Origin of the sequence: Kitasatospora sp. NPDC036755, assembly GCF_040636595.1 — a bacterium.
In the GTDB taxonomy this organism is placed as follows: domain Bacteria; phylum Actinomycetota; class Actinomycetes; order Streptomycetales; family Streptomycetaceae; genus Kitasatospora.
On record NZ_JBEZUT010000019.1, the window covers coordinates 22,202 to 48,898 of the forward strand.

At 71.4% G+C, this 26,697-nt stretch carries 26 protein-coding genes and 1 riboswitch; of the genes, 11 read left to right on the top strand and 15 right to left on the bottom strand.

The genetic code is table 11. From position 1 onward, the window contains the following. The first annotated feature begins 140 nt into the window (after positions 1-140). Positions 141-1,829, top strand: coding sequence for a hypothetical protein (locus tag AB0E96_RS04950; RefSeq protein WP_359818576.1), 1,689 nt, complete (start codon positions 141-143; stop codon positions 1,827-1,829). Positions 1,830-1,836: 7 nt separating this feature from the next. On the opposite strand, the gene AB0E96_RS04955 is transcribed toward AB0E96_RS04950, so the two are convergent. The 5 genes from AB0E96_RS04955 to AB0E96_RS04975 form a co-directional block, all read right to left on the bottom strand. Next, positions 1,837-2,343 (bottom strand): N-acetyltransferase, encoded by a 507-nt coding sequence (locus AB0E96_RS04955; protein ID WP_359818579.1) that lies wholly within the window; start codon positions 2,341-2,343, stop codon positions 1,837-1,839. Positions 2,344-2,409: 66 nt separating this feature from the next. Further along, complete coding sequence (locus tag AB0E96_RS04960; protein ID WP_359818581.1) at positions 2,410-3,312, bottom strand: histidine phosphatase family protein; 903 nt, start codon at positions 3,310-3,312, stop codon at positions 2,410-2,412. A gap of 154 nt (positions 3,313-3,466) precedes the next feature. After that, positions 3,467-5,077, bottom strand: coding sequence for a monocarboxylate uptake permease MctP (mctP, locus tag AB0E96_RS04965; protein WP_359818584.1), 1,611 nt, complete (start codon positions 5,075-5,077; stop codon positions 3,467-3,469). Further along, positions 5,074-5,370 carry a DUF3311 domain-containing protein gene (locus tag AB0E96_RS04970; protein WP_359818587.1) on the bottom strand — a complete coding sequence of 99 codons (297 nt, stop codon included), beginning with the start codon at positions 5,368-5,370 and terminating at the stop codon, positions 5,074-5,076. The genes mctP and AB0E96_RS04970 overlap by 4 nt, the downstream gene beginning before the upstream one ends. Before the next feature lie 426 nt (positions 5,371-5,796). Beyond that, positions 5,797-6,588, bottom strand: coding sequence for a GntR family transcriptional regulator (locus tag AB0E96_RS04975; protein WP_359818590.1), 792 nt, complete (start codon positions 6,586-6,588; stop codon positions 5,797-5,799). A 336-nt stretch (positions 6,589-6,924) separates the two neighbouring features. Here AB0E96_RS04975 and AB0E96_RS04980 point away from each other — a divergent pair, with 336 nt between their 5' ends. The 7 genes from AB0E96_RS04980 to AB0E96_RS05010 all read left to right on the top strand — a co-directional run bounded on the left by AB0E96_RS04980 (position 6,925) and on the right by AB0E96_RS05010 (position 16,750). Continuing rightward, positions 6,925-8,214: an extracellular solute-binding protein gene (locus AB0E96_RS04980; protein WP_359818592.1), complete on the top strand. Its 1,290-nt coding sequence runs from the start codon at positions 6,925-6,927 to the stop codon at positions 8,212-8,214. A 147-nt stretch (positions 8,215-8,361) separates the two neighbouring features. Continuing rightward, positions 8,362-9,333, top strand: a complete 972-nt coding sequence (locus tag AB0E96_RS04985; RefSeq protein ID WP_359818594.1) for a sugar ABC transporter permease — start codon at positions 8,362-8,364, stop codon at positions 9,331-9,333. Continuing rightward, on the top strand, positions 9,330-10,157 hold the full coding sequence (locus tag AB0E96_RS04990) for a carbohydrate ABC transporter permease (protein WP_359818596.1): 828 nt from the start codon (positions 9,330-9,332) through the stop codon (positions 10,155-10,157). Before AB0E96_RS04985 ends, AB0E96_RS04990 begins: the two co-directional genes overlap by 4 nt. A 6-nt stretch (positions 10,158-10,163) precedes the next feature. Next, positions 10,164-11,717, top strand: a complete 1,554-nt coding sequence (locus AB0E96_RS04995) for a glycoside hydrolase family 3 protein (RefSeq protein ID WP_359818599.1) — start codon at positions 10,164-10,166, stop codon at positions 11,715-11,717. 454 nt (positions 11,718-12,171) lie between these two features. Beyond that, positions 12,172-13,452 carry an extracellular solute-binding protein gene (locus tag AB0E96_RS05000; protein ID WP_359818602.1) on the top strand — a complete coding sequence of 427 codons (1,281 nt, stop codon included), beginning with the start codon at positions 12,172-12,174 and terminating at the stop codon, positions 13,450-13,452. 238 nt (positions 13,453-13,690) lie between these two features. Then, the gene (locus AB0E96_RS05005; RefSeq protein WP_359818604.1) at positions 13,691-14,749 is read left to right on the top strand and encodes an SIS domain-containing protein; all 1,059 of its coding nucleotides are present in this window, start codon (positions 13,691-13,693) and stop codon (positions 14,747-14,749) included. A gap of 480 nt (positions 14,750-15,229) precedes the next feature. Continuing rightward, positions 15,230-16,750: a PAS domain-containing sensor histidine kinase gene (locus AB0E96_RS05010; RefSeq protein WP_359818605.1), complete on the top strand. Its 1,521-nt coding sequence runs from the start codon at positions 15,230-15,232 to the stop codon at positions 16,748-16,750. Between the two features lie 548 nt (positions 16,751-17,298). On the opposite strand, the gene AB0E96_RS05015 is transcribed toward AB0E96_RS05010, so the two are convergent. Together AB0E96_RS05015 and AB0E96_RS05020 are read right to left on the bottom strand one after the other, a co-directional pair. Next, on the bottom strand, positions 17,299-17,550 hold the full coding sequence (locus AB0E96_RS05015) for a WhiB family transcriptional regulator (RefSeq protein WP_014138019.1): 252 nt from the start codon (positions 17,548-17,550) through the stop codon (positions 17,299-17,301). A 369-nt stretch (positions 17,551-17,919) separates the two neighbouring features. Beyond that, complete coding sequence (locus AB0E96_RS05020) at positions 17,920-18,891, bottom strand: diacylglycerol kinase family protein (protein WP_359818607.1); 972 nt, start codon at positions 18,889-18,891, stop codon at positions 17,920-17,922. 50 nt (positions 18,892-18,941) lie between these two features. Here AB0E96_RS05020 and AB0E96_RS05025 point away from each other — a divergent pair, with 50 nt between their 5' ends. Next, positions 18,942-19,370: a hypothetical protein gene (locus tag AB0E96_RS05025; RefSeq protein ID WP_359818609.1), complete on the top strand. Its 429-nt coding sequence runs from the start codon at positions 18,942-18,944 to the stop codon at positions 19,368-19,370. A gap of 71 nt (positions 19,371-19,441) precedes the next feature. Here AB0E96_RS05025 and AB0E96_RS05030 read toward each other — a convergent pair whose 3' ends face one another. The 8 genes from AB0E96_RS05030 to sodN all read right to left on the bottom strand — a co-directional run bounded on the left by AB0E96_RS05030 (position 19,442) and on the right by sodN (position 25,847). Further along, entirely contained in the window at positions 19,442-20,455 is a 1,014-nt protein-coding gene (locus AB0E96_RS05030) for a SigB/SigF/SigG family RNA polymerase sigma factor (protein ID WP_359818612.1), read from the bottom strand. 180 nt (positions 20,456-20,635) lie between these two features. After that, positions 20,636-21,046 carry an anti-sigma regulatory factor gene (locus AB0E96_RS05035; protein ID WP_359818614.1) on the bottom strand — a complete coding sequence of 137 codons (411 nt, stop codon included), beginning with the start codon at positions 21,044-21,046 and terminating at the stop codon, positions 20,636-20,638. 188 nt (positions 21,047-21,234) lie between these two features. After that, complete coding sequence (locus AB0E96_RS05040) at positions 21,235-21,711, bottom strand: GNAT family N-acetyltransferase (protein ID WP_359818617.1); 477 nt, start codon at positions 21,709-21,711, stop codon at positions 21,235-21,237. Positions 21,712-21,720: 9 nt separating this feature from the next. After that, positions 21,721-22,104, bottom strand: a complete 384-nt coding sequence (locus AB0E96_RS05045; protein WP_359818620.1) for a nuclear transport factor 2 family protein — start codon at positions 22,102-22,104, stop codon at positions 21,721-21,723. Between the two features lie 88 nt (positions 22,105-22,192). Further along, positions 22,193-23,185, bottom strand: a complete 993-nt coding sequence (locus AB0E96_RS05050; RefSeq protein ID WP_359818623.1) for an ABC transporter substrate-binding protein — start codon at positions 23,183-23,185, stop codon at positions 22,193-22,195. A 42-nt stretch (positions 23,186-23,227) separates the two neighbouring features. Continuing rightward, the gene (locus AB0E96_RS05055) at positions 23,228-24,046 is read right to left on the bottom strand and encodes an ABC transporter ATP-binding protein (protein WP_359818625.1); all 819 of its coding nucleotides are present in this window, start codon (positions 24,044-24,046) and stop codon (positions 23,228-23,230) included. Further along, on the bottom strand, positions 24,043-25,122 hold the full coding sequence (locus AB0E96_RS05060; protein ID WP_359818628.1) for an iron ABC transporter permease: 1,080 nt from the start codon (positions 25,120-25,122) through the stop codon (positions 24,043-24,045). The genes AB0E96_RS05055 and AB0E96_RS05060 overlap by 4 nt, the downstream gene beginning before the upstream one ends. A gap of 91 nt (positions 25,123-25,213) precedes the next feature. After that, positions 25,214-25,362, bottom strand: a riboswitch (cobalamin riboswitch). Between the two features lie 89 nt (positions 25,363-25,451). After that, positions 25,452-25,847, bottom strand: coding sequence for a superoxide dismutase, Ni (sodN, locus tag AB0E96_RS05065; RefSeq protein ID WP_045699892.1), 396 nt, complete (start codon positions 25,845-25,847; stop codon positions 25,452-25,454). 177 nt (positions 25,848-26,024) lie between these two features. Here sodN and sodX point away from each other — a divergent pair, with 177 nt between their 5' ends. Both sodX and AB0E96_RS05075 read left to right on the top strand, forming a co-directional pair. Further along, complete coding sequence (gene sodX, locus AB0E96_RS05070) at positions 26,025-26,480, top strand: nickel-type superoxide dismutase maturation protease (protein ID WP_359818631.1); 456 nt, start codon at positions 26,025-26,027, stop codon at positions 26,478-26,480. Between the two features lie 45 nt (positions 26,481-26,525). After that, on the top strand, positions 26,526-26,697 hold a 172-nt coding region (locus AB0E96_RS05075), incomplete at its 3' end, for a transposase domain-containing protein (protein WP_359818643.1).

Consider the following 26,697-nt stretch of genomic DNA (forward strand, 5'->3'; position numbering starts at 1 on the left):
GCAGGACCCGCCGCAGGGCCGACCGGCCCTGGTGAACGTCCGGCCGCCGCCCCCGGCAGTGCGGGGCGGCGGCCGAAGCACGCCCAGGGGCGCGCGGCCCCGGCGGCCGGATGCGAAGTCCCAGATGAGGAGCAGTACTGATGAGCGCGGACGGCCGCTGGATCCGGCCCGAGTCCACCCGGAAGCCCGTCCTCGGCGTGGCCAGGCCGGCCGGGGCGGCCCTCGGTGAGCGTGATCGGGCGGCCACCGGGCCGGGGCAGGCCTACCCGGCGGCAGACCGGCGCCGTCGCAAGCCGGGGCTGCCCCGGGTACCGCACCCGGCCCGGCCCGCCCTGCGGGCGGACTGGCTGCCGCTGGCGGCCGTGCTGCTGGTCCAGGCAGCGCTCTCGTACCACCTGATCCTCAGCAACACCGCCTTCATCGACGAGGGCACCTACATCTACGCGGGCTACCAGGAGATCGCGCACCTGCGGCACGGCGCCCCCGTGGCGACGTACGAGACCTTCTTCTCCGGTTCGCCGCTGATCTATCCGGTGGTGGTGGCCGTCGCGGACCACCTCGGCGGGCTCAACGGCGCCCGGCTGCTGAGCCTGGCGTTCATGCTCTCCGCCACCGCGGCCGTCCACCTGGCCACCCGGCGGCTGCACGGCTCGCTCGCGGCGTTCTGCGCGGCGGCCGCCTTCGTCGCGCTCGGCCCCACCCAGTTCCTCGGCGGCCTGGCCACCTACGACGCGATGGCGCTGGCGGTCCTCGCCTGGGCCGGGTACTTCGCGGTGCGGCTGACCACGGGCGGCGGCTACCCGAGCCTGGTCGCCTCCGGGCTGCTGCTGGCCCTGGCCGGCGCCACCAAGTACGCCGCGCTGCTGTGGGTGCCGGTGGTGGCGGGCATCGCGGTGCTGGCCGGGCCGCACGGGTCGCTGCGCCGCTGGCACGCCTGGCGGCGCGGGCTGCTGGTCCTGCTGACCTTCGTGGTGGCGGTCGGAGCGGCAGCGCTGGCGGCCGGCGAGAAGTACGTCAACGGCTTCAACCACACCACGCTCAAGCGCGCCCCGGGCCACGACGCGTACTCCTACGTGGCCTCGGAGGCCGCCCGCTGGGTGGGCCCGCTGCTGGTGGTCGCCCTGGCCGGGGTGCTGGTGCAGCTGGTGCGGGCGCGGCGGCGCGGTGGTGCGGCCTGGCCCGAGTTCTGGCTGGCGCTGCTCCTGCTGCTGGCGGGACTGATGGCGCCGGTGAACCAGATCCGCATCCACACCTGGCTGTCGCTGCAGAAGCACGTCGACTTCGGCGCCTGGTTCTCCTGCGTCGTGGTGGGCCTGGTCCTGGCCCGGACGGTGCTGTGGCTGAAGGGACGGCTGCACCTGGTGGCCGGGGTGGCGGCCGCGGCCCTGGTGGTCGGACCGCTCGCCTGGGTGGGCGCGGCCCAGGGCCGGGAGATGAACGGCGAGTGGTCGAACTCGAAGGAGTTCGTCGCCGCCCTGGAGCCGTACATCGTCAAGGGCGACGACCGGTACCTGGTCGAGAACTACAACGTCCCCGCGTACTACCTGCGCAAGCAGAGCAACTGGCAGCAGTGGCACGACCTGGTGGCCGTCTTCCGCCGGAACCCGGACACCGGCGAGATGCAGAACGGCGTGCCCGCGATCCAGGCCGGCATCCAGGCCCACGAGTGGAAGGTCGTGGTCCTGGACTTCACCCAGACCGGGGCCATCGACAAGGCGATCCAGCCCACCCTGAAGGCCGCCGGGTACCGCGTGGTCACCGTGGTGACGAGCGGGAAGCACGGCCGGTACACCGTCTACGTGGCGCCCGGGTACGACAAGAGGCCGTGACGGGCGCTCAGAAGCCCTCCTGGAAGGCCATGGTGTAGACCATCAGGTCCATGCCCGGGTACGGGGCCCAGTCGCGCTCGGGGGTGCGGCGGAAGCCGATCCGCTCGTATATGCGGTGGGCGGTGGTCATCTCCGGGCGGGTGGAGAAGGCCATGCCGGCCAGGTCGAGTTCGCGGCTGCGGGTGACGGCGGCGCGGACCAGGGCCTCGCCGACGCCGCGGCCGCGGGCGGCGGGGGCGGTGGCGAGCATCCGGATCTCTCCCTCGCGCGGGGTGGCGATGTCCGCCCACTCGGTGCCGCCGACCGCGAAGGTCACGCAGCCGAGCACGCCCGCTCCGGCCGCGTCGACGGCGACCAGCAGCTCGGCCTCCCGGGCCCGTCGTTCGGCGTCGCGCAGCAGGTCGACGTAGCCGCTCGCGGGGTTGGTGAAGCCGTCGCCGACGAAGGCCTCGACGGTGATCCGGCCGGCGTCGGTGAGGTCCTCGGGGAGGGCCTGGCGGATGAGGAAGTCCATCGGGCCAGTGTGCCGGAGCCCGGTGGGGGGTGCTCCTCCGGGGTCGAACGAGCGCGCGGCCGTCCGTCAGTCCTCCCCGAACGCCAGGTGCCCGACCCCGTTCCAGCCGTCCGGCCGCAGCCGCCCGTCCTGGGCCCGCCAGAGGCTGGTGGAGCAGTTGTGCACCGGCCCGAGCGCGGTGAGCTGCTCCTCGGTGAGCCGGTCGAGGGCGTAGCGGAGCATCAGCACCGTGCAGTCGTGCGCGACCAGCAGGACGGGCCGTCCGGCTTCCTCCTCGCAGAGGTCCCGCAGCAGGCTGCGCACCCGCAGGGCGACGTCGGCCCAGGACTCGCCGCCGGGCGGGCGGTAGTACAGCTCGCCCATCTTGCGCCGCCGGGCCGCCTCCTCCGGGTGCTTGGCCTCGATCGCGGCCTTCGGCAGCATCTCCAGGACGCCGAGTTCGCGGTCGCGCAGCCGCTCGTCGTACCGGACGGCCAGGGTGACGGGGACGGCGCCGAGCCCGGCGGCCTGGGCGAGCGCGATCCGGGCGGTTTCGGCGGTGCGCACGTACGGCGAGCACCAGACGCTGCGGGGGCGGTCGGCGCTGGGCAGGGCGGCCCACCAGTGGCCGAGCGCCTGGGCCTGCTGCCGGCCGTGCAGCGACAGCGGGATGTCGGCGTCGCGGCAGCTGATCGGCACGCTGAGCGCTCCGGCGGCCTCGGCCAGTTGGAACTCGACGTTGGCGGTGGACTCGCCGTGCCGGGTGGCGATCAGCACGGACGGCAGCCGGCCGGCCGCCGCGGGCCGGTGGCCGGGGGCGTGCTGCCCGGTGCCCGTGCCGTGCTGCTGTCCGTGGCCTGCGCCGTGCTGCCCCTGGGCGCCGGTGTGCTGGCCCTGGCCGGTGCCGTGCGGGCCCTGCGTGTCGACGTGGTGGTGCTGGTTCTGGGCGGACTGGTGCTGGCCGTTGAGGGTGGTGCCGAGTTCTGCCATGGCCGCGAGCTCCCCGTGGTCGATCAGGTTCCGGCCGGATGCCGGTCCGGTCTGGTGGTGCCCGGCGTGCACGCCTGTTCATACATATGATCGCGCCGCCTTCTCCAGTGTTCACGGAGAAGGCGGCGCGATCACAGGGCGCGTACCGCGCGAATCAGTGCGCCGCTACAGGCTCCGGCGCGTTCTTCAGCTCTTCGTCGCCGGCTTCGGCGCTGTAGTCGGACGGCTTGGTCTCGTCCGGGCCGTCCGGCGCGTTGACCGCCCTCAGCACCAGGGTAAGGGCCACCGCGACGATCAGGTTGAGCGCGAAGGCGGTCAGGCCGATGTAGCCGATCTCGCCGATGCCGGGGATCGCGGCCGCGTTGCCGCCGAAGTGCTTGGTGGCCGGGCTGGCGATGCCGTAGGCCTTCCAGGTGCCGTAGACCATGCCGGCCGCCCAGCCGGCGAACAGCGCCCAGTGGTGGAACCAGCGGGTGAACAGGCCGCCGACGATCGCCACGAAGGTCTGCAGGATCCACAGGCCGCCCAGCAGCTGGAGGTTGATCGCGGCCTGCTTGTCCATGCCGAGGACGAAGACCAGCGCTCCGACCTTGACCAGCAGCGAGACCAGCTTGGCGATCCTGGTCTCGTCCGCGGGGGTGGCGGCCGGCTTGAGCCACTCCTTGTAGACGTTGCGGGTGAACAGGTTGGCCGCCGCGATGGACATGATGGCGGCCGGCACCAGCGCGCCGATGCCGATCGCGGCGAAGGCCACGCCGGTGAACCAGTCCGGGAACATGTCGGCGAACAGCTGCGGCACGGACAGCTGGGAGTTGTAGCCCTTGACGCCCTTGCCGACGCCGGCCGCGACCGCCATGAAGCCGAGCAGCGCCAGCAGGCCCAGCATCAGCGAGTAGGCGGGCATGATCGCCATGTTGCGGCGCACGGTGGCGCGGGACTTGGAGGCCAGCACGCCGGTCACCGAGTGGGGGTACATGAACAGCGCCATCGCCGAGCCGAGGGCGAGCGTCGCGTACGTCCACTGCTTGTTCTCGGGGACGGTCAGCGAACCGCCCTTGGTCTCCTTGAAGTGCTGCGCGACCGTGTCGAAGATGTGCCCGTAGCCGCCCAGCCGGATCGGGATGTAGATCACCGCGACGATGATCACGATGTAGACGAGGGCGTCCTTGACGAAGGCGATCAGTGCCGGGGCGCGCAGGCCGGAGGAGTAGGTGTAGGCGGCCAGCACGCCGAAGGCGATGAACAGCGGCAGGTCCTTGACGAACCAGTTGGCGTTCGGCCCGCCGCCGACCCCCAGCACGTCCAGCACGGCCTGGATGCCGACGAGCTGCAGGGCGATGTACGGCATGGTGGCCAGGATGCCGGTGAGCGCGACCACCAGCGACAGCGGCCGCGAGCCGTACCGGCCGCGCACGAAGTCGGCCGGGGTCACGTAGCCGTGCACCCGGGAGACCGACCAGAGCCGGGGCAGGAAGAGGAAGACCAGCGGGTAGGCGATGATCGTGTACGGCACCGCGAAGAAGCCCACCGCGCCGGTCGCGTACACCGCGGCCGGGACGGCGACGAAGGTGTACGCGGTGTAGAGGTCGCCGCCGAGCAGGAACCAGGTCACCCAGGTCCCGAAGCTGCGGCCGCCCAGCCCCCACTCGTCCAGGTGCGCCGCGTCGTCCGCGCGCCGCCAGCGCGAGGCGAGGAAGCCCATCACGGTGACCAGCGCGAAGAACAGCACGAAGACCGCGAGGGCCGGCACGTTGACGTCCTTCATCGCGCACCGCCCTTCCGGGCCGCCTTGCGGGCCTTCTCGTCGCGGTTGATCAGCAGGTAGGCGGCGACGGTGAACACGGCCGACAACGGCACCCAGAGCAGCTGGTACCAGTAGAAGAACGGCATCCCGGCCACCGCCGGGTCCTTCTTGTCGTACGAGGACACCCAGAGGATCGCGACGATCGGCACGAGCAGGGCGAGGCCGGCCAGCACCCGCTCGGGCGTCACCGCCGGGACGGGTGTCCTGGCTGGCTCGGGCATGACACGTTCGACGGCGGGGGGATCAGACGGCATCTTCGGCTCCGCTCCGGAGGGTTCCCCGTCGGCGCCGCAGCCCGGCCGGCGCCGAGCGCCGTACGGGCCCGCCGGCAGCACCATCGGTGATCGGCAGTCAGTTCGGTACGGCTGCGCAATCTAGGGCATGGGGTGATCCATGTCACCAGGATTGACCGAAGTTCCCGCCAGTCGGACGCAGCCGACCGATGTCCCCCGCCGGGGCGGCGGAAAAGCGACGGCGCGGGCGAACGGCGCGCACCGCCCTTCCCGGCGCGAGCGCCCCTCTCCCCGGGGCGCGCACGCCGTCGTCCCGGGGCGTGGGCACCTCCCTCCCCGGGCGCGCACGCGCCGTCCCCGGGTGTGAACGCGGCCTCGCGGAACGCGAAGGGCACCGGCGCGCGGGTCGCGTGCGCCGGTGCCCGGAGGTGCGGTGGGGGAGTGCGGCTACTCCGGACGCTTCAGTCGGGTGATGAACTTGTAGCGGTCGCCGCGGTAGATCGAGCGGACCCACTCGACCGGGTCGCCCTCCGCGTCGAAGGAGTGCCGGGAGAGCTGGAGCATCGGCAGGCCGAGGTCCGAGCCGAGCAGGCCGGCCTCGCGCGGATTGGCCAGGGTGGTCTCGATGGTCTCCTCGGCCTCGGCCACGGTGACCCCGTACACCTCGCGCAGCGCCGCGTACAGCGAGTTGTGCTTGGCCAGGTTGCGGCGCAGGGCCGGGAAGCGCTTGGCGGACAGGTGGGCGACCTCGATGGCCATCGGGTCGCCGTTGGCCAGCCGCAGGCGTTCGATCCGCAGCACCCGGCCACCGGGCTTGATGTCGAGCAGCGGGGCGAGCCGGTCGTCGGCGGTGATGTAGCCGATCTCGATCAGCCGGGAGGCGGGCTCCAGGCCCTGGGCCCGCATGTCCTCGGTGTAGGAGGTCAGCTGGAGGGCCTGGGCGACCTTGGGCTTGGCGACGAAGGTGCCCTTGCCCTGGATGCGCTCCAGCCGGCCCTCGACCACCAGCTCCTGGAGGGCCTGGCGCACGGTGGTGCGCGAGGTGTCGAACTGGGCGGCCAGTGCCCGCTCGGGCGGTACCGGGGTGCCGGCGGGCTGGGTTTCCGTAAGCTGCAGGAGGTGCCGCTTCAGTCCGTAGTACTTGGGGATGCGCGCGGTCGGGTCGGTGCCGGCCTGCGCCGGGAGGCTGTTCACCTCGGGGTCGTTGACCTGGGCGGTGGATCCCCCGTCGCTGCTCATCGGACCTGTTCTCCCGCTTCTCGCGAGGCTTCAGCGGCCCCGCCACATCGTTAACGGCTCACATCGTTGCATGTATGGCTACGGAACGAATACCTCATCACGCGATGAACGATGTGCGGTGTCGGCTTGATAACGGGTGGTCGAGATCGGTCGGACAGCCGTTGACAGGCCCATTGGTCTAGGCCAAGCTCCAGGCAGCTGGTCTACACCACTAGACCGGTACCTATGAATCCCCCCACCCGTTCGAAGGGGTCCGCGGCACCTTTCCCCCCGCTTTGTGTGGGTCTGCCGCTGCCGCCCGACGGGGGCAACCCAGGCATCCCTCAGGAGGATGGCGTGAAGCGTCAGCTCATCGCGGCGGTCGGCGTCGCAGCAATGGTCGTCGGCCTGGCGGCTTGCAGCTCGGACGGCAAGAAGAACGAGGGTGACTCGAAGTCGTCCTCCGCCTCCGCGGCCGACAAGTACAAGGGCAAGACGCTGAAGGTCTGGACCATGAGCGGCTCGGCCCCGAAGGGCTGGACCGACGGGGTCAAGACCGAGTTCGAGACCACCTACCCGGGTTCGAAGGTCGAGTTCGCGACCCAGGAGTGGGGCGGCATCGGCGCCAAGGTCACCGCCGCGCTGTCGGAGGGCTCGGTCGACGTCCTGGAGGTCGGCAACACCCAGACCGCCGGCTACGCCGCCTCGGGTGGTCTGCTCGACATCACCAAGGACAAGGGTGCCCTGGGCGGCGACTCCTGGGCCGCCAACCAGAACGAGTCCACGATCCTGGACGGCAAGCAGTACGCCGCCCCGTGGTACGTCACCAACCGCGTGGTCGCGTACAACAAGGACCTGTGGGCCAAGGCCGGCCTGACCGACACGCCGAAGACCCTGGAGGAGTTCTACGGCGACCTGGAGAAGCTGAAGACCACCGAGGGCGTCGTCGACCCGATCTACATGCCCGGCCAGGAGTGGTACGTCTACTTCGGTCTGCTCACCAGCGAGGGTGGCAAGATCGCCAAGAAGGACGGCGACAAGTGGGTCGGCGGCCTGTCCTCCCCCGAGAGCCAGAAGGCCTTCGAGACCTACAAGAAGCTCCAGGGCTACTCGGCCACCGGTCCGAAGGACAAGGACGAGGCCACCCCGCAGCAGAAGGACGTCTTCGGCCAGGGCAACGTCGGCACCATGATCGGCCTCGGCTGGGAGCTCCCGGACGAGAAGGCCATCCCGAAGGACAAGATCGGCTTCTTCCCGCTCCCGGGCAAGACCGCCGACAAGCCCTCCGGCGTGTTCCTCGGTGGCTCGAACCTCGCGATCGCCGCGCAGAGCAAGAACACCGACATGGCCAAGGACTTCCTGAAGATCGCCCTCAACGACAAGAACGAGGGCGTCGTCGCCGCGGCCGGCAACATCCCGAACAAGGCCTCGCTGAACAGCCAGATCACCGGTGACTTCGCCAAGGCCGCGCAGCTGGCCGCCGCGGTCGGTGCGATCACCCCGAACACGCCGAACTGGGCGAGCGTCGAGGACAACCCGAACCCGATCAAGGAGTTCCTGACCGCTGCCCTCCAGGGCGGCGACTTCGCCTCCACGGCCAAGAAGTACGACGACGAGATCGCCAAGAAGCTCAACCAGAAGCAGTAAGCACCGAGCGGCGTCGCTCACCGGCCCCCGGCGGGGGGTCGGTGGGCGACGCCTGTCCGTCGTGGGCCAGGTTGTGAGGAAGTGAGAACGATGGCTGTGCATTCGGAGCGGGTGCAGACACAGTCCCCGGAACCAGGGAAGGCTGACGTGACCAGTCTTCGGAAGAGCGCCTCGGGTGGCGGCTCGAACGGTTCCGCGCCGAAGGGCGCAAGATCCGCGGGCGGCCCCAGCCTGGGCTCACGCCTCGCGCCGTACCTGCTGCTGCTGCCGGCCACCGTGGCGACCCTGGCCCTGCTGGGCTGGCCGCTGCTCAAGACGGTCCTGCTGTCGTTCCAGAACCTCAACAGGCGCCAGCTCGTCCTGCACCTGACCGAGTGGACCGGCTTCGACAACTACAAGGAGCAGCTGACCGACCCGGAGTTCTGGTCGGTCACCGGCCGGACGGTCGCCTTCACCCTGATCAACGTGGTGCTGATCATGGTCGGCGGCACCCTGATCGGCCTGCTGCTCAACCAGCTCGGCAAGAAGATGCGGCTGGTCCTCCAGATCGCGCTGCTGCTGGCCTGGGCCATGCCGGTGGTCGCCGCGACCACCGTCTACACCTGGCTGTTCGACTCCCAGTGGGGCGTCGTCAACTGGATCCTGGACCAGCTGGGCTGGCACGCGATGCGCAGCTACAACTGGCTCAGCGACCCCTACTCGACGTTCTTCATCATCATCCTGCTGATCGTCTGGATGTCGATCCCGTTCGTGGCGTTCAACATGTACGCCGGTCTGACCACCATCCCCAAGGAGCTCTACGAGGCCGCGCGCATGGACGGCGCCGGCCCCGTCAAGATCTTCACCGCGGTGATCTTCCCGAACCTGAAGCCGTTCTTCCTGGCCACGACCTTCCTGGAGGTCATCTGGGTGTTCAAGGCCTTCACCCAGGTGTACGCCGTCAATGCCGGCGGTCCCGAGAAGCTGACCCGGACGCTGCCGGTGCACGCCTTCCTGGAGGGCTCGGCCGGCCAGCACTACGGCATCGGCTCCGCGATCGCGGTGCTCACCATCCTGATGCTGGGCGTGCTGATGGCGTACTACTTCCGCATCATGATCAAGCAGGAGGACGAGCTGTGAGGCGCTCTCTCTTCGGACGTACCTGGCTGAACGTGATCGCGGCCGTCCTCGCCGTCTTCTTCGTCTTCCCCGTCTACTGGATGTTCGCGACCGCGTTCAAGCAGAACAGCGACATCATCAGCCCGACGCCGGTGTTCATCCCGCTCGACGCGACCTTCGAGCACTTCACCACCGCGGTCAACGCGCCGAACTTCTGGACGTACGTCCTCAACAGCGTCACCGTCACCGTCGGTGCGGTGCTCGGCTCGCTGGTGATCGCGACCCTGGCGTCCTTCGCCATCGCCCGGATGAAGTTCCGCGGCCGCAAGACCTTCGTGCTGGTCATCATGATGGCCCAGATGGCGCCCTGGGAGGTCATGACCATCGCGGTCTACATCATCTCCCGCGACAACGACATGCTGAACAGCCTGGTGCCGCTGACCCTCTTCTACATGATGATGGTCCTGCCCTTCACCATCTGGACGCTGCGCAGCTTCATCGCCGCGGTGCCGAAGGAGCTGGAGGAGTCGGCCATGGTGGACGGCTGCACCCGCGCCCAGGCCTTCGTGAAGGTGATCTTCCCGCTGCTGGCCCCGGGCCTCATGTCGACCTCGCTGTTCGGCTTCATCACGGCGTGGAACGAGTTCCCGCTCGTCCTGATCCTCAACAAGGACGAGGGCAAGACCCTGCCGCTGTGGCTGTCGTCGTTCAAGACCGCCTTCGGCAACGACTGGGGCGCCACCATGGCCGCGTCCACGATGTTCGCCATCCCCGTGCTGATCCTGTTCGTCTTCCTCCAGCGCAAGGCGGTCGGCGGTCTGACCGACGGCGCCGTGAAGGGCTGAGTCCACGTGAGCATCCTCGTTCCCACCGTTCCGGACAGCGACCAGCTGCACCGTGACGCCCTGACCGTCCTGCAGCCCGGCTTCGTCGGCACCGAGCCGCCGGAGTGGCTGCGCCGCCACCTCGCCGCGGGCCTCGGCTCGGTCGCGCTGTTCGACCGCAACGTGGCCGACCTCGACCAGCTGTCCGCGCTCACCCGGGCGCTGCGCGCCGAGAACCCCGACCTGCTGATCGCCATCGACGAGGAGAGCGGCGACGTCACCCGGCTGGAGGCGGGCTCCGGCTCGTCCTGGCCCGGCAACCTCGCGCTCGGCGCGATCGACGACCCGGCGCTGACCCGGGACGTCGCCCGCGAGCTGGGCCGGGCGCTGGCCGCGGCCGGCGTCAACTACAACTGGGCGCCCACCGCGGACGTCAACTCCAACCCGCGCAACCCGGTGATCGGGGTCCGCTCCTTCGGTGCCGACCCCGAGCTGTGCGCCCGGCACACCGCCGCCTGGGTGGAGGGCCTGCAGTCGGCCGGTGTGGCCGCCTGCTCCAAGCACTTCCCCGGCCACGGCGACACCGCGGTGGACTCGCACCACGGCCTGCCGGTCATCGACGTCGACCTGGACGTGCTGCGGGCCCGCGACCTGATCCCCTTCCAGGCGGCGATCGCGGCCGGCACCAAGGCCGTGATGACGGCCCACATCATGATCCCGGCGCTGGACCCGAAGCTGCCGGCCACCCTGAGCCCGGCCGTGCTGCGCGACCTGCTGCGCGCGGCCCCGGCCGACGGCGGCCTCGGCTACCAGGGCCTGATCGTCAGCGACGCGATCGAGATGGGCGCCATCGCCGACACCTTCGGGATGGGCGAGGGCACCGTGCTGGCCCTGGCGGCCGGTGCGGACGCGATCTGCGTCGGCGGCGGGCTCGCCGACGAGGAGACCGTGCTGATGCTGCGCGACGCCATCGTGGCGGGCGTGCGCTCCGGCGCGCTCGCCGAGGAGCGGCTGGCGGACGCCGCCGAGCGGGTCCGGGCGCTGGGCAGCTGGGGCCGGATCGCGGCCCAGGGCGAGCGGATCGAGCCGGACCTGGCGGTCGGCCTGCGGGCCGCGCGCCGGGCGCTGCGGGTGGTCCGGGCGCCGGGCCGGGCGGTGTCGCCGGTGAGCGAGCGCCCGTACGTGGCCTCGTTCTCGGACGAGCCGAACATCGCGGTCGGCGACGTCACCCCGTGGGGCGTGGCCGGCATGCTGGCCGACCGTTTCCCGGGCACCCGCACCCGCGAGGTGTCGGCGGGCGACGCCGCGCCGGAGCTGCTGGACGCCCTGGTCGACGAGGTGGTGGCCGGCGCCGAGGGCCGCCGCCTGGTGCTGGTGGTCCGGGACGCGCACCGGCACGCGTGGATGTCCGCCGCGCTGGGCCGCCTGGTGGCGGCCCGTCCGGACGCCGCGGTGGTGGAGATGGGCCTGCCCCAGTCCGAGCCGGTCGGCGCCCTGTACATCGCCACCCACGGCGCCGCCCGGGTCTGCGGGCTGGCGGCCGTGGAGGTCCTCACCGGGCAGCCGGGAGCGGTCGGCTGAGACGAACGACGAGACGTCACCGGCCCTGTCCGGTGACGTCGGCCGACGGGCCCGTCATGCGCATGTCGCATGGCGGGCCCGTTCCGTTTCCCCGGACGTCGACCCGTGGACCCGCCGGGTGACCGTGTTCCCTCAAGGGGGCCTTAAATCCACCTTAAGACCTACTTAGGGTGACGGAACGGCGACTGCCGGCCACGCGGTACAACAGCTCTGCAACGGCCGCCCCGACGAAGGCTTTTGGCCGTTGACACCACCTATGGTCTAGGCCAGAGTCCAGTCATCCGGTTCGAGATTCAACCTCGCCGGATGTGGTATCGGCCCACCCCGAAGCTCTTCGCCGCCCCCAGTCCGGACTCTCCGCCGCGGGCGCCAATCACGCTGCCGGCGGGCAACAGGCTCTACACCTTCGGAGGACGGCGTGAAGAAGCGTCAACTCGTCTCGACGCTCGGAACCATGGCACTGGCAGTCGGACTGACGGCCTGTTCCTCGACCGCGAAGCCCGCCGGCTCCGACGGCGCGAGTGGTTCAGCGGACGCGAAGGCCGCCGCCGGCACCGTCACCGTCTGGCTGATGGACGACGCCCAGAAGAACTGGCCGGACCTGGTCCAGCGGGTCAACGACGAGTTCGCGGCGAAGTACCCGAACGTCAGCCTCAAGCTCGCCTACCAGGGTTGGGCCGACAAGGTGGGCAAGCTCGACAAGGCGATCGCCGACGGCAACGCCCCCGACGTGGTCGAGCTGGGCAACACCGAGACCATGAAGTACGTGCTCTCCGGCGCGCTGGCCCCGGTGGACCGCAGCACCTTCGACAACTCCGACAGCTGGATCAAGGCGCTCGCCAACACCTGCACCTACCAGGACAAGCTCTGGTGCGTGCCCTACTACGCCGGCGCCCGGGTCGCCGTCTACAACGCCACCGCCTTCCAACAGGCCACCGGCAGCGCCGACTTCCCGAAGAGCGAGGCGGACCTGACGGCCGCGCTGGACAAGATCGCGGACCGGAACAAGGCCGACAAGACCTACTCCGCGCTCTACCTGCCCGGCCCGTACTGGTACGCCGCGATGAGCTACGTGGCCGCGTACGGCGGCGCCATCGCCAAGTTCGACGGCTCCGGCAACTGGCACGGCACCCTGCACGACCCCAAGTCCCAGCAGGGCATCAGCCACTTCGTCGACCTGGTGCGCAAGTACAACAAGGGCGACCTGTCGGTGACCGAGCAGAACCAGTTCGAGGCGATGGCCCGCGGGCACGCCGCGTCCTTCTACGGCAACGGCTACGAGGCGGCCAGCGTCACCGCGCCGGTCACCGGCGACCCGAGCCTCAAGGACGCCGTCAAGGTGGCCACCATGCCCGGCCCGGACGGCAAGCCGCTGCCGACCTTCATCGGCGGCTCGGACCTCGCCGTCACCGCCAAGTCCCAGCAGACGGCGCCGGCCACCGACTGGATCCGGATGTTCACCAGCGCCAAGTCCCAGCAGGCGCTGGCCGACAAGGACATCCTGCCGAACAACCTGACCCAGCTGAACCCGCTGAAGAACAAGCCGACCACCTCCGCCGCGGCCAACGCCGTCCCGGACGCCTGGTTCACCCCGCTGGCGCCCGGCTGGGGCTCGATCGAGAAGCAGAAGATCATCCCGGACATGCTGACCGCGGTCCTCAAGGGCAAGTCGGTGGACCAGGCCACCAAGGAGGCCGACGCCGCGATCGACCAGCTGATCAACAAGGCGTCCTGACCTCACCGCCGCCCGGCCCCGGGTGCGCTCCTCCCGTCCGCGGAGGGGTGCGCCGGTGGGCCGGGCGGGGGCGCGTCGGAAGGCGCCCGGGCGTGCGGACGGAGGTGCCCGGCAGCGGGCGCGCCCGTAGGATTGCGGGACGAAGGACCGCAGCGAGTGTGCGGACTCGCCGCCGTGGAGGTCCCCGCCGGGCAGCCGCCCGGGTGGGGTCGAACCGTCTCATCGGAGGCAGACCCAGATGTCCGACCCGCAGACTGTTTCCGTCCCCGGCCGGATCATGGCGGCGGAGATGGCCGAGCAGCCGGCCGTCCTCCAGCGCATCCTCGACGAGGGTGCCCCGAAGATCCGCGAGGTCGCCGCGCAGATCGCCGCCCGCAGCCCGCGCTTCGTCCTGCTCACCGCGCGCGGCACGTCCGACAACGCCGCGCTGTACGCCAAGTACCTGATCGAGATCCTGCTCGGCAAGCCGGCCGGCCTGACCTCGATGTCCACCACCACCGCGTACGGTGCCAAGCCGGACCTCACCGACGTGCTGGTCGTCACCGTCAGCCAGTCCGGCGGCTCGCCCGACCTGGTGGCCTCGACCAAGGCCGCCCGCGAGGCCGGTGCCATCACCCTCGCGGTGACCAACAACGCCGCCTCGCCGCTCGCCGAGGTCTCCGAGTTCCACATCGACGTGCTGGCCGGCCCGGAGAAGGCGCTGCCGGCCACCAAGACCTACACCGCCGAGCTGCTGGCGCTCTACCTGCTGGTCGAGGGCCTGCGCGGAGGCGAAGGCGCGGCCGCCAAGGAGCTGCCGGGGCTGGCCGCCGGGGTGCTGGCGCGCAGGGCCGAGGTGAAGGCGCTGGCCGAGCGCTACCGCTTCGCCCAGCGGCTGGTCATCACCTCGCGCGGCTACGGCTACCCGACCGCCCGCGAGGCGGCGCTCAAGCTGATGGAGACCACCTACATCCCGGCCACCCCGTTCTCCGGCGCCGACCTGCTGCACGGTCCGCTGGCCATGGTGGACAACGTCTCGCCGGTCATCGCGATCGTCCCGGACGGGAAGGGCGGCGAGGCGCTCCAGCCGGTGCTGGACCGGCTGCGCGGGCGCGGCGCGGACCTGGTGGTGGTCGGCCAGCAGGCGCAGGTGGACGCGGCCTCGGCCGGCTTCGCGCTGCCGGCGGGCGTGCCCGAGGAGGTGCAGCCGATCCTGGAGATCCTGCCGCTGCAGCTGCTGGCCTACGAGGTCACCATCGCCCGCGGCCAGGACCCGGACGCCCCGCGCGCCCTGGCCAAGGTCACCGAGACCAGGTAGGCGTCCCGCGGACGCGAGCCGGCCCCCGGTCCACAGCCTGTGGATCGGGGGCCGGTTCCTTGAGCGGCGGAAACGTGGTTCCGGGGGTGGAAAACACTACGGGCCACGGCGCCGACACGGGACCCTCAACCCATGCGGCACCGCAGCCCGGAGCTGTCGTCGGGCGCCGGCTCCGATCGAGAACTGTGCGGGGTCCTCGATCTGCGGCGTCCGACCGAGGAGGGGCCGCGCGCGGTCAGGGCAGTTGCGCGGGGGCCTCTCCTTGGTGCCCTTTCATTGTGGACTAGACCAATCTCGGTTGTCCAGGCCTCTCGGAAAATTGGTCTAAACAACTCCGGGGGGGGGGTGAGCGGGCGGTGCCGGTCCGCCCACCGGGGCCCGACCCGGCCTCCGCCCCGCCTCCACCGGCCCTCCCGGGCGGGGCGCCGCAGCCACCGGTCCGCCGCGCCCCGCCCGGACCGGCGGCGCTACCCTCGCCATGTGCCCTCGTTGAACGAACTCGTCCGCCGCCACACCACCCTCACCGGGGCCGACGTGGAATGGCTCCACCACCTGGTCTCGGAGTGGCAGCTGCTCTCCGACCTCTCCTTCGCCGACCTGGTGCTGTGGATCCCCACCTGGGACGGCATCCGCTACGTCTCGGTGGCACAGATGCGGCCCAACACCGGGCCCACCTCGTACCAGGACGACATGGTCGGCCACCTCGTCCCGCGCGGCCGCCGCCCGCTCCTGGACGCCGCCTTCGACGAGGGCCGGATCGTGCGCGAGGGCGACCCGGAGTGGCGCGAGGAGGTCCCGGTCCGGGTCGAGTCGATCCCGGTCCGGCGCGAGGGCAAGGTGCTGGGCGTGATCGCCCGCAACACCAACCTGCTGACCGTCCGCACCCCGAGCCGGCTGGAGCTCACCTACCTCCAGAGCGCCTCCGACCTGGCCCAGATGATCGCGGCCGGCTCCTTCCCCTTCCCCGGCGCCGAGCAGGCCGACATGGACGCCGCGCCCCGGGTCGGCGACGGCCTGATCCGGCTGGACGCGGACGGCATCGTCACTTACGCCAGCCCCAACGCCCTCTCCGCCTACCACCGCCTCGGCCTCACCACCGACCTGGTCGGCAGCCACCTCGGCCGGGCCACCGCCGACCTCGCCCCGCCGTCCCGCTCGGCCGTCCACGAGGCGCTGGTGAAGGTGGCGAGCGGCTGGGCGCCCCGGCAGACCGAGGTGGAGGCGCAGGGGGGAGTGGTCACCCTGCGGGCGATCCCGCTCAAGCCCAAGGGCACCCTGACCGGTTCGCTGGTGCTCTGCCGGGACGTCACCGAGCTGCGCCGCCGCGACCGCGAGCTGATGACCAAGGACGCCACCATCCGGGAGATCCACCACCGGGTGAAGAACAACCTGCAGACCGTCGCGGCCCTGCTGCGGCTGCAGTCCCGCCGGATGGATTCGGAGTCCGGTCGGGCCGCGCTGGACGAGGCCGTGCGCCGGGTCGGCTCGATCGCGATCGTGCACGAGACGCTCTCCCAGGCGCTGGACGAGCAGGTGGCCTTCGACGAGATCGCCGACCGGGTGCTGGCGATGGTGATGGAGCTGTCCCAGGACGGACGGGTGGCGACCCGGCGCACCGGCAGCTTCGGGATCCTGTCCGCCGAGGTGGCCACCCCGCTGTCGATGGTGCTGACCGAACTGCTCCAGAACGCCCTGGAGCACGCGTTCGGCCCGACGGCCTCCGGGAACCTGGAGGTCAGCGCACTGCGCGGACGGGCCCCGGCGACCGGCATGGGCTGGTCGGACAGCTGGAACGGCGGTGCCCGGCCGGAGGAGTACCTGCTGATCACGGTGCAGGACGACGGCCGCGGCATGCCGGAGGGGTTCGACCCGAAGACGGCGGGCAACCTCGGGCTGCAGATCGTCCGGACGCTGGCGACCGGCGAGCTGGGCGGCACCTTTGACATGGTGGCCGGCCCGGACGGCGGGACCAAGGTGATCCTGGAGATCCCGGTCCGCTGAGGGGCGGGTGGGGGCCCTGGTCCGTGCGCGGTCCGGGCCCGCTGGACATCAGGTGCGCGAAGGCGCGCGAAGGTGCGCGAACCCGTGTGAAGGTGCGTGGTGGGGGCGCGCGCCCGCCACAGGCGCCGGCCGCGCGCTTCGCACGCCGGAGCGCGGCAGCGGCATGCGAAAACCCTCGGGGGGGGGAGAGCCCGAGGAGGAGCCGGGGGAGATCCGGGGAGAGAGACAGAAACGAGGCCCTGTCGACCGGGGGGGGTGGGTCGACAGGGCCTCTCAACCCGTTCCGGCCGTCGGGGGGAGTCGGCCGGAGCGGGGGCTCTGGGTGGTGCGACACCTCGCCGGTGCGTTGCACACGGTGAGCGCCGCAGCTCCACGATATTGCTCTAAGTGAACAGTATCAAGTGGCTGGGCGGGTCCGGTGTCGCAGGACCTGGCTGGGCGAGGTCCTTTGTACGGAAGGCTTCACCAGGAGGTGCAGGGAAGCCTTGATCATGTGTCGATCGGTACGGCGGTTACTGCGGGTGCTACGGCGTGTGATCGCTGCGCGATCAGGCGGTGCGGGCGCGGTTGCGGGCAGCGCGGCGCTTCATCGCGCGACGCTCGTCCTCGCTCATGCCGCCCCAGACGCCGGCGTCCTGACCGGTCTCGAGCGCCCACTGGAGGCACTGCTCCATCACCGGACAGCGGCGGCACACGGCCTTGGCTTCCTCGATCTGCAGCAGAGCAGGACCGGTGTTCCCGATCGGGAAGAACAGCTCCGGGTCCTCTTCGCGGCAGACAGCGCGGTGGCGCCAGTCCATGGTCGTCCAACTCCTCCTGCCGCGGGGGGTGGCCCGATCGGCATAATCGAATGGCTTGTGAATGTGAACGCTTTCACGAATCCCGCAACAGCAAAAGAGACCAAAGGCCCGTCGGGCCCGGGTGGTCTGTGCTGGGGGGGATTCGGCGATTCGAGGGACGCCCCGCGGTCGGCGCTCCTGTGGTTCCGGAGTTGCCGTCGCTGCGATGTGTCCCGATCGCCATGTAGAGGTTCGCAAACCTCGGGCTCGGATACAACCCCCTTCGGGGAGGAATTTTGGATTCTTCGGTGTCGCCTAGCTCACAGCCAGTACTTCTATGGAGTGAAGGGGGCTTGTGCGTTCGAGAAGAAGGAGGAACCCCCCTTCCGGTCACACAATCACACGCAGTGCCCGCCGTACGCCTGTGAAACTGACGCGACTCCTGTCTCCAAGATGGTCCCCGTCGACTTGGAACGGGGCCGGTTCCTGTGAAACCAAGGTGAAGTGTCTGACGTCGTGATAGGAGACGACGTGCTTCCCGGAGGGGCCGGCCGGAGGGGCGCCGTCGCTCGAAGTCGTGTACGACCGCAGGATCTGACGGACCGTTCGAGCCGTGCCGAACGCGGTCATCCGGGTGATGCCGAAGACGTCCAGGTCCGTGTCGAAGGAGGCGAGCGGTGAGGGGTAGACCGGACGGTTGCCGAGGAAGGTCCACGGCGAGGTGTTGCTGACTATCGACAGGACCAGGCCCGGAACCCGTTCGTGGCCCGGCAGCTCCAGCGAGACCGGGCCGGAGCGGCGCTGCTCACGCTGGGTGAAGTAGTGCCGGAGGGCCTGGCCGACGTACAGGGCGTGGGTGGACTTGCGCCCGGCCCGGCGCTGCTCCTCGACCCGGCCCACCACCCCGGCGTCGAAGCCGAGCCCCGCGGTGAAGGTGAACCAGCGGTCCGGCAGCCCGTCGGTCATCGCCTTGCCCAGCCCGATCGGCCGTTCCCGCTCGTGCTCCAGCGCGTCCAGCAGGGCGCCGGTGGCCTCCACCGGGTCGTTGGGCAGTCCCAGCGCGCGGGCGAACACATTGGTCGAACCGCCCGGCACCACGGCCAGTCGCGGGACCTTCTCGCCCGGGCCGTGCGCCAGCAGCCCGTTCACCACCTCGTTGACGGTGCCGTCCCCGCCCAGTGCCACCACCAGGTCGACCGTGCCGTCCTCCGCCGCCTCGCGGGCCAGGTCGCGCGCGTGGCCCCGGTACTGGGTCTCGGCGACCTCCAGCTTGAGATCGCTGCGCAGGGCGTGGATCAGGACGTCCCTGGTCCGGCCACTGGTGGTGGTGGCCTTGTGGTTCACGACCAGGAGAGCGCGCATGGGGAAAGCCTACGGGTCGGTACGGACCGACCGGCGGCTACCCTGCTGGAGTGACCGCAGAAACCTCCGCACCCGTACCCTCGGCCGGCTCCGGCCGCCCGGCCTCCCTGACCCTGGGCGCCGCCATCACGGCCCTGGAGGGCGCCGCGCTCGCGGTCGTCGGAATCTGGGACATGGTGGCCGCGCTGTCCGGCCAGTCCAAGCAGCTGGCGCTGAACGAGTTCGGCGGAGCGGTCATCGTGCTGCTCGGCGTGCTGCCGGTGCTGGCGGCCCGCGCGCTGCTCAAGGAGCGCCGCTGGGGCCGCAGCCCGGCCGTGCTGACCAACTCGATCTGCCTGCCGGTCGCCTACTACATGTTCGAGAGCGGCGGCGGGATGATCGCGGTCGGCGCGCTGATCGGCGTGCTCGGCCTGGTGGGCATCGGCTGCCTGCTGAACCCGAAGTCGACGGCGGCCCTGTACGCCCCGTCCGAGAGCTAGGACGCGGGGCGCGCAGGGCCGCCGTCGGAACCGTGCGGCCGCCGGGCCTCCGGGCTGAGCGGCCGTCAGTCCTACTCCTCCACCAGGAGCTTCTCCCGCAGCTGGGCCAAGGTCCGGGCGAGCAGCCGGGACACGTGCATCTGGGAGATCCCCACCTCGGCGGCGATCTGCGACTGGGTCATGTTCCGGAAGAACCGCAGCACCAGGATCTTCTGCTCCCGGGGCGGCAGTTGGGCCAGCAGCGGCTTGAGCGACTCGCGGTACTCGACGCCCTCCAGCGCCTCGTCGGTCGCGCCCAGGGTGTCCGCGACGGCCGGCGACTCGTCGTCGCTGTCCGGCACGTCCAGGGACAGCGTGGAGTACGCGTTGGCGGACTCCAGGCCCTCCAGGACGTCCTCCTCCGAGATCCCCAGGTGCTCGGCCAGCTCGTGCACCGTGGGGGAGCGGCCGTGCCGCTGGGACAGTTCGCTGGTCGCCGTGGTCAGCGACAGCCGCAGCTCCTGGAGCCGGCGCGGGACGCGCACCGCCCAGCCCTTGTCGCGGAAGTGCCGCTTGATCTCCCCGACGATGGTCGGCGTCGCGTAGGTGGAGAACTCGACCCCGCGCTCGTGGTCGAAGCGGTCCACCGACTTGATCAGGCCGATGGTGGCGACCTGGGTCAGGTCGTCCAGCGGCTCGCCCCGGTTGCGGAAGCGCCGGGCCAGGTGCTCGACCAGCGGGATGTGCATCCGCACGAGCTGGTTGCGCAGTTCGACCCGCTCCGGGGAGCCCTCGGGCAGTGCGGACAGCCGGACGAACAGCGCGCGGGCGGCCTCGCGGTCCGGGGCGCCGGTGCGGTGCGAGCCCTGGGCGGGCACGGCGCCGTGCAGTTCGGCCTCGACCGCCGGGTCCGATTCCGCCGCCGGGTCCGGCGGGGGCACGGAGGCAGGCGTCGGCTCGGACGTCGGCTCGGTGGGGTGGCTCATCCGCTGGGCGTCCTTCGGGTGCGCTTCGTCGTTGGCGGCGAGGCCGGGAACGCTCGCCTGGGTCGGTACGGCAGGTCCCGCCGTCGCGAGGCCGGTACGGTCCAGATCACTCACGGCCATTCCCCCGTTCCGTTCCGGGAGCACCGGGGCCGCGGGCCCCGGATTCGTCTCGTTGGTCGTACCGCCTGGGGTGCGGTACCGGGAGCCGTCCGTCCGTCCCCGGGGGCGGGGAGCGGCGGACGGCCCTTGCGCGGGTGCTGCTCGGTGCTGCTCGGTCGTGCGGTTCGGTCCGGCGCCCGGTCAGTGGGCGGGGGAGCCGCCGCGCTTCTTGTGCAGGCTGATCGACACGGTGTTGTCCTCGGCGACCGAGGAGTCGACCTCGCCGGCCAGTGCGGAGAGCACCGTCCAGGCGAAGGTGTCCCGTTCGGGAGCCTTGCCGTCGGTGGTCGGGGCGGAGACGGTGACCTTCAACGAGTCACCGACCAGCCGGAACTCGCAGGACAGCACGGAGCCGGGCACCGCCTGCTGGAGCAGGATGGCGCAGGCTTCGTCGACCGCGATCCGCAGATCCTCGATCTCGTCGAGCGTGAAGTCCAGCCGGGCCGCCAACCCGGCCGTCGCTGTTCGCAGGACGGAGAGGTAGGCCCCCGCTGCGGGCAGCCGGACCTCCACGAAGTCCTGAACACCGAGATCGCCGTCGATCTGGGACACCCTTGCCTCCTGGGTGACGCGCTGTGCTTTCTTGGTACCCCGCTTGTTGCCTCTTGCTACCCCCGAAGGGGGTCCGGTGCCGCGGATCCGCCATCGCTCTGCCTTCCGCACCCCGGTTCGGGAGTTACTCATGGTAAGGCATTGCGACGCAGGGTGGCAGACCCTTTGCCCGGACTCCGAGGAGCCGTTCAGCGCCGTCCGGCGGCGGCCAACGCCTCGTCGGTGAGCCGGTAGACCGTCCACTCGTCCATCGGCACCGCGCCGATGGACTTGTAGAAGTCGATCGAGGGCTGGTTCCAGTCCAGGACCGACCACTCGACCCGGGAGTAGCCGCGCTCGACGGCGATCCGGGCGAGTTCCAGCAGCAGTGCCTTTCCGTGGCCGCCGCCACGGGCCTGGGGGCGGACGTACAGGTCCTCCAGGTAGATCCCGTGGGTGCCGCGCCAGGTCGAGAAGTTGCGGAACCAGACCGCGAAGCCGACCGGCTCGCCGGTGGCGTCGTCCTCGGCGATCAGCCCGAACAGGGCCGGGTTCTCGCCGAACAGGGCCTCGTGCAGCTGCTCCTCGGTGGCCTTCGCCTCGTGCAGGGCCTGCTCGTAGTCCGCGAGTTCGCGGATCATGGCGTGGATGACGGGGACGTCGGTGGAGACGGCGGTGCGGATCATGTGGTGAGCCTACTGCTCGGGGCCGGTCTCGTCCCAGGCCTGGACGGAGGTCTGGTCGACGATCCGTCCCTCGCGCAGGCCGGCCATCGAGGACATCAGCACCCGGACGCCGTCCGGGTACCGACAGGACTCCAGGAAGGCCACGTGGTCGCCCTGGACCACCACCTGTTCCAGCTTGTGGGTCATCTCGCGGCTGCAGACGTCCTCCAGCATGGCGCCGATCTCCTCCCGCCCGTGCACCACCAGGGGGTGGCTGGGCTGGGTCGTGCGATCGACCACGCGCAGTTCGGCGTCGTCCGCGTAGAGCGCCAGGAGGGTCTCGGCGTCGCGGCGCTCGATGCCCTCGCGCAGCGCGCGGGTGTCGAAGGCGGCGGGGGCCGCCGTGGTGGTCATGATCTCGCTCCTCCGGTCGGGTTCCGTCGGCTCGTACCTTGAGCGTACGCCCGGCCGCCCCCGCCCGGAGGAGCTCCGGCAGGGCCGGTCAGCGGGCCGGTACGGTGCGCAGGTACGCCGACAGCGCGCTGATCGCGGCCGGGTTGCGCGGGCTCTCCACCATGTCGGCGTAGTCCATGACGAAGATCCGGTCGTTCTTGACCGCGGAGACGCCGGCCAGCGGCGGGAAGGACCTGAGGAACTGCCGCTTCTCCTCGGCCTTGGGCGTCGCGTAGTCGTTGATCACGATCACCTCGGGGTCGCGCTCGACCACGCTCTCCCAGCCGGCCGTGACCCAGGTGTCGTCGAGGTCGCCCATGATGTTGGTCCCGCCGGCCTTGGCGATGATCTCGTTGGCGGCCGCGAACTTCCCGGCGGTGTACGGCTTGTCCTGCCCGCTGTCGTACAGGAAGACGGACGGGCGCCGCTCGGGCGCCGGGACGGCGGCGATCCGGGCCTTGAAGCCGGCGATCAGCTTGTCGGCGCGGTCCTTGACGTCGAAGATCTCGCCGAGGTTGGCCAGGTCGGTGTAGAGCGCCTCCAGCGGGTCCATCACGCCGCGCACGGTGCCCTTGCCGCTGCGGCAGGACTCGGTGAGCACGTAGGAGTCGATGCCGAGCGCCTTGAAGGCCTCCGGGGTGACGCCGTTGCCCTCGCCGAAGCCGTAGTGCCAGCCGGCGAACACCAGGTCGGCCTTGGCGTCCAGGGCGATCTCCTTGGTGAGCGTCTTCTTGGAGAGCCAGGTGGTCTGCTGGTAGCCGTCCTTCCAGGCGACCTCGTCGACCCGCCCCTTGTCGTCGGGCATCACGTAGCCGGCCATCCGGTCGGCGAGGCCGAGGGAGAGCATCAGCTCGGTGATGTTGACGTCGTTGGTCACCGTCCGGGCGGGCTTCTGCGCGAAGGTGAGCTTCTCGCCGCAGTTGTCCACCGTCACCGGGTAGTGGGCGGAGGCGGTGGCGGCCTCCTTCGGGGCGATCTCGGCGCCGCAGGCGGTGAGTCCGAGGGCGAGCAGGGCGGTGGCGGCAACGGCCTTGGTGCGCACGGTGGTTCCTCTGAGCAGGGGGCGGGTCAACGGGTGGGCGGGTCAGGCGGACGGGGCGAGGCGGTCGAACAGCAACTGGACGGCGCCCGTCTCCGGGTGGCGCACCGGGGTGGCCCGGACGCCGAACACCTCGGCCAGCAGGGCGGGCCGGAGCACCTCGTGGGGCGGTCCGGAGGCGACGATCCGGCCGGCCCGCAGCACGTACAGCAGGTCGCAGTGGCTCGCCGCCAGGTTGAGGTCGTGCAGCGCGGTGAGCACCGTCGGGCCGGCCTCGCGGGCGAGCGCCAGCACCTCCAACTGGTGGGCGATGTCGAGGTGGTTGGTGGGTTCGTCCAGTACCAGCAGGCGCGGCTCCTGGACGAGGGCGCGGGCGAACAGCACCCGCTGCTTCTCGCCCCCGGACAGGCTCAGGAACCCCCGCTCGGCGAGGTGCCCCGCCCGGACCTTGCGCAGCGCCTCGGCACAGCGCTCCGCGTCGCCGTCGCCCGGGGCGCCGAAGCCGCGGCGGTGCGGCAGCCGTCCCATGGCGACGACCTCGGCGACGGTGAAGTCGAACTCGGCGGAGTGCTCCTGGGAGAGCGCGGCGACCCGGCGGGCCGACTCGCGGGCGGTGAGCGCGTGCAGGTCGTCGCCGGCCAGCCGGACCGCGCCGCCGGCCGGCTTCAGCACCCGGTAGACGCAGCGCAGCAGGGTCGACTTGCCGCTGCCGTTGGGGCCGACCAGCCCGACCACCTGCCCGGCGGCGGCCGCCAGGCTCACCTCGTGGACCAGCCGGGTGCCGGCCAGCTGCACCGAGACGCCGTCGACAGCGAGGTCCTGGGCGGGCCCGGTCGCGGTGTCCACCGCGGTCACGTCGGTCATCGGGTGCCTCCGAAGGCCTGGCCGCGGCGGCGCATCATCAATAGGAAGGCGGGCACGCCGAGCACCGCGGTGAACACCCCGACGGGCAGTTCGGCGGGCGCCAGCAGGGTGCGCGAGGCGATGTCCACCCAGACCAGCAGCAGCGCCCCGGCGAGCGGCGCGATCACCAGCACCCGGCGGTGGCCGGCGCCGACCAGCATCCGCGCCAGGTGCGGCACCAGCAGTCCGACGAAGCCGATCGCCCCGCTGACCGCGACCACGGTGCCGGTGACGGCGGCGGTCACCACGAACAGCTCCCGGCGCAGCCGGTCCGGGTCCACGCCGAGCGAGGCGGAGGTCTCGTCGCCCATCGCGAGCGCGTCCAACCGCCCGGCGGAGCAGGTCAGGTGGACGAGTCCGGCCGCCACGGTGACGGCGGCGATCGGCACCGAGCCCCAGGTGGCGCCGCCGAGGCTGCCGAGCAGCCACATCATGGCGTCCCGGGCGGCCTCGCCGCGGTCGGCGGCGAAGACCATCAGGGTGGTGGCGGCGGAGAAGCCGTAGGACAGAGCGGTGCCGGTGAGCACCAGGCGCAGCGGGGTGAGCCCGTACGCGGTGCGGGCGGCGAGGTAGACCAGGGTCATGGCGACCAGCGCGGAGCCGAAGGCGGAGGCGGAGATCGCCCACACGCCGAGCGCGGCGAAGGCGCCGAACAGCAGCACGGCGTTGGCGCCGACGGCCGCGCCGGAGGAGATGCCGAGGACGAAGGGGTCGGCCAGCGGGTTGCGCACCAGCGCCTGGACGGCGACCCCGCAGGCGGCCAGCCCGGCGCCGACCACGGCGGCCAGCACGGTGCGCGGCAGCCGGATCTCCCAGACGATCGCGTACGCGGAGGCCTCGCTCGCGTCCAGCCGGCCGCCCGTCAGCCCGGCGCCCAGCAGCCGCAGCACCCGGGGGACGTCGAGCCCGGCGGAGCCGAGGGCGACCCCGCAGACCAGCGACAGCAGCAGGGCGGCGCAGAGGCCGGCGGCGAGCGGGGCGACGGGTATGCGACGAGTGGGCGGGCCGACTGCACGGTCTGCGGGTGCGCGGTTCACGGGTGCGCCTTGCCTCGGGCCTCGGGTGCGCCGGGGCGGGCGCGGGCCGGAGGTGTGCCGGGCGCCGTTCCCTTCGCAGTCCACGGCGAGTTGTCGGGAGGTCAGCGGCCGAGGGCGATCGGGCTGGCGCGGTCGTACGGGCGGTACGGGCCGTGCTCACCGTTGCGGGTCAGCGCCGGATTCGCACCGGACTTCCCCCTCGGACGCCCAGGCAGCATAACAGCCGCTCAGTGCGGGTGACCCTTACCGGGGGCGGGTCGGACGTGGACGCACGACCGCCCCCGTCCGGCGGTGCGGACGGGGGCGGTCGGGGTGGCGACGCGTCAGGCTCAGGCCTGCTTGGTCTCCCAGAAGATCTTGTCGACCTCGGCGATCAGGTCCAGCAGGGCCTGGCCGGTGGCCGGGTCGGTGGACGCCTTGGCGGCCGAGGCGGCCTTCAGGGTGTCGTTGATCAGCTGGTGCAGCTGCGGGTACTTCTCGAAGTGCGGGGCCTTGAAGTAGTCGCTCCACAGCACCGAGATGTGGTGCTTGACGGCCTCGGCGCGCTGCTCCTTGATGATGATGGCGCGGGCGCGGAAGTGCGGGTCCTCGTTGGCCTGGTACTTCTCCTGGGTGGCCTTGACCGACTCGGCCTCCAGCTTGGCCTGAGCGGGGTCGTACACGCCGCAGGGCAGGTCGCAGTGGGCGTGGGCGGTGGCGCGCGGTGCAAACAGACGAGAGAACATGGGAGTCCTTCCTTAGATCGTCTTCCCGCGCCCGAGATTACCCTTCCGCCCTCGCGGTTTCGCGGTCGGGCGGCGGGCCTAGGGCAAAAGACGGACCAGGAACCGGGGTATTCCGGACATCGGACCGGTGGCGCTCCGTACGGCAGACTGGGGGCGGGCGCAGTGGGAGGAGGAGTCGTGGCGCGGAGCACGCGGCCGGAGGACGCCGGGGCCGGGGGGCGGCGGGGCAGCGTGCTGCCGTTCGGGCTGGTCGACGTGGCGGGCCCGTCGATGGTGCCGACCCTGCGCGAGGGCGACCGGCTGCTGGTCCGCTACGGCGCGCCGATCCGGCCGGGGGCGGTGGTGCTCTTCCGGCACCCCCTCCAACAGGACCTGCTGGTGGTGAAGCGGGCCGCCGGGCGCCGGGACCGGGGCTGGTGGCTGCTCTCCGACAACCGCCCGGTGGACAGCGACAGCCGCAGCTACGGCGCCGTCCCGGACGAGCTGGTGCTCGGCCGGGTGCTGCTGCGGCTGCGCCCGAGCCCGGTCTGGCTGGCGCCGGGGCACCGGCTGGAGCGGCTGCTGCTCACCCCGCGGCTGGCCCGGGTGCCGGGCCTGGCCCGCCGGCTCGGCGCGTGGGTCGAGGAGGTCTAGGGCCAATGCCGGTGACTTTGTCTTGCTGCTCTCGTTGGTTGTGGTGTGGCGAGGGTGGGGCAGGTCAAGTCGCCTGCGGGTGAGCGGTTGTCGGACCGGATTGCGATCGGGGTGCTGACGCAGGCGTTTCCTCCGGGTCTGGTCGATGAGGTGATCGCCGAGACCGGTCGGGGTGAGAAGCGCAGCCGTCTGCTGCCGGCGCGGGTGGTCGTGTACT